The sequence below is a fragment of the Hydrogenophaga sp. genome, assembly GCF_041633695.1.
Taxonomy (GTDB): Bacteria; Pseudomonadota; Gammaproteobacteria; order Burkholderiales; family Burkholderiaceae_C; genus Hydrogenophaga.
Genome location: NZ_JBFJMY010000570.1, coordinates 1 through 2,357, shown reverse-complemented (window position 1 = coordinate 2,357; position 2,357 = coordinate 1). Strand labels below are relative to the sequence as shown.

The 2,357-nt window shown below is 66.4% G+C and carries 3 protein-coding genes; all 3 read right to left on the bottom strand.

Annotation, left to right across the window (positions count from 1 at the left end; genetic code table 11):
* Positions 1 to 766, bottom strand: a 766-nt coding sequence (locus tag ABYB95_RS21805) for a toll/interleukin-1 receptor domain-containing protein (protein ID WP_372661891.1), incomplete at its 3' end; no start/stop codon positions are given.
* A 188-nt stretch (positions 767 to 954) separates the two neighbouring features.
* Positions 955 to 1,932 (bottom strand): DUF808 domain-containing protein, encoded by a 978-nt coding sequence (locus tag ABYB95_RS21800; protein WP_372661888.1) that lies wholly within the window; start codon positions 1,930 to 1,932, stop codon positions 955 to 957.
* 30 nt (positions 1,933 to 1,962) lie between these two features.
* Positions 1,963 to 2,357, bottom strand: a 395-nt coding sequence (locus ABYB95_RS21795; protein ID WP_372661885.1) for a phosphoribosylformylglycinamidine synthase subunit PurQ, incomplete at its 5' end; no start/stop codon positions are given.

Below are 2,357 nucleotides of genomic sequence, written 5' to 3'. Positions count from 1 at the left end.
TGGTTTCGGTGGCAGTGAATGGCGTGGTGGGGGTGCCGGTGGCCGTGACCGTCCCGGTGCCTTCGCGCACCACCACAGGTTCAAGGTCGTCGGGGCTACCGTTGGACATGGCCCACCAGCCTGCAGCGGCGAAAGCGGCCACGGCCGCCACAGCGGGCAGCGCCCAGCGGCCGTATGAACCCTGGCTGGCCGTTGCCGGTGTCGCCGGGGTCGGTGGCGGCTCGGGCGCTGTGTCGGCGCGTGCAGGTATTGCTTCGGCCGCTGCCACCGCGCTTGCCGTGGAAGCCAGCTCGGGCTTGACGGGGTTCTTGAGGATGCCCTCCAGCGTGCGGATCAACTCACCCGAAGACGCTTCCCATTGCTTGTGGTTGATCTCGATCGCCTGGCGCCGGGTGAGCGCTTTGAGTTCTTCGGGCAATTCGGTGGCCAAGGGCATGACCGCGCCACCCACGAGCACTGGCACCACGCGGATGCCGCGCCGCAAAGCGGCACCGGTCTCCAGGCGGATGAAGTCGTTGGGGTCGTCCAGACGGCGGCGGCCTGCGGCGTCGGTGCCATGGGTCCATTCGTCGCCGATGATGGCGATCAGGACGCGGCAGGAATCCACCGCGTCTTCGATGGCGTCCACGAAATCGAGCCCCGGCTCAATCCCTTCGACATCCATGAAGACGCGATCAGCGCCAAAGTGCGCAGCCAGCCGGTCGTAAAGCCGTCCGGCGTAACCAGCGGAATCGTCGCGTCGGTAGCTGATGAATATGCCGTCCATACCGGATCAAAGCCCCTTCTCGTCGCAAGATCATCGCAAGGGTCACCCACGGCGTGGATGCAGCCGGCCCCGCTGGGTGCGGCACCGCGCTGGAAACCGGACCATGATGAAGCATCCCCGAGCGCGGTGCAACCCATGGCCGAGGGAGCTTGGGCGTCCCGACGCTGTAGGCCGGGCGCAGCAGAGCGTCAGTGTGGCTTGGGAACGGCCGAAGGGCGCAGGCGGTGGTAGAGCTTCGTGGCGCCGACCACCAGCAAACCAGCGGCCAGGCCCGCGATCGCACCGATGAGGCTGGAGACCACCGTCCCGAGCCCGCCCAAGGGCACGCTCAAGGCCTCGATACCGTGCCCCAACCAGGGCCAGCCGTGCACCAGAATGCCCCCGCCCACCAGGAACATGGCGGCGGTGCCCACCACCGACAGGGTTTTCATGAGCCAGGGGGCGGCCCGCACAATGCCGCGCCCCAGCGCTTGCTGCCATTGCGCAGCTTGCTGGCTCAGGTACAGCCCGGCATCGTCCAGTTTCACGATGCCGGCCACCAGGCCATACACGCCCACCGTCATCAGCAAGGAAATGCCCACCAGCACCAGCACTTGTTGCGCAAAACTGGCCACCGCCACCGTGCCCAGGGTGATGACGATGATTTCAGCGGAGAGGATGAAGTCGGTGCGCACGGCGCCTTGAATCTTGTCTTTTTCAAACGCCACCAGGTCGATGTTCTCGTCCTGCACCGCCTGCACCAGTTCGGCGTGGTGGGCATCGTCCTGCGCCGAGCGGGCCGCCAGCACATGCAACACTTTTTCGGTGCCCTCGAAGCACAGAAACAGGCCGCCCAACATGAGCAAGGGTGTGATGGCCCAGGGCGCCACCGCGCTGATGGCCAGGGCGGCTGGCACCAGAATGGCCTTGTTGCGCAAAGAGCCCTTGGCCACGGCCCAGACCACCGGCAGTTCGCGGTCGGCCCGCACGCCGGTGACCTGTTGCGCATTCAGCGCCAGATCGTCGCCCAGCACGCCGGCGGTCTTCTTGGCCGCGATTTGCGTCATGGCCGCCACATCGTCCATCGCCGACACGCCCTGACGCGCCGCCACCTTGGTCATGACCGCCACGTCGTCCAGCAAGGTGGCGATGTCGTCGATCAGGGCGAGCAGACTGGAAGCGGCCATGGGTTCAGATCCTTGGATTGAAAGCGGAACTCAGCCGACCCACTTGCGCGCGTTGCGCCAGATGCGCATCCATGGGCTGTGGGCCGAGGCGTCGCCGCTGGTCCAGCTCATCTGGATGTTGCGAAACACCCGCTCGGGGTGCGGCATCATGGCGGTGAAACGGCCATCGGCCGTGGTCACAGCGGTCAAGCCACCCGGGCTGCCATTGGGGTTGAAGGGATAGGCTTCGGTGGCCGCGCCGTGGTGGTCCACAAACCGCATCGCGGCCAGGGCTTTAGCCGGGTCGCCCCGGTGCTTGAAATTGGCAAAACCTTCGCCGTGCGCCACCGCAATCGGCAAGCGGCTGCCCGCCATGCCTTGCAGGAACAGGCTGGGCGATTCCAGCACCTCGACCATGGACAGGCGCGCCTCGTAGCGCTCGCTCT

Bases quoted from the DNA above. Each gene is read 5' to 3' on its own strand.
- ABYB95_RS21800 (WP_372661888.1), bottom strand. From the start codon at position 1,932: ATGGCCGCTTCCAGTCTGCTCGCCCTGATCGACGACATCGCCACCTTG.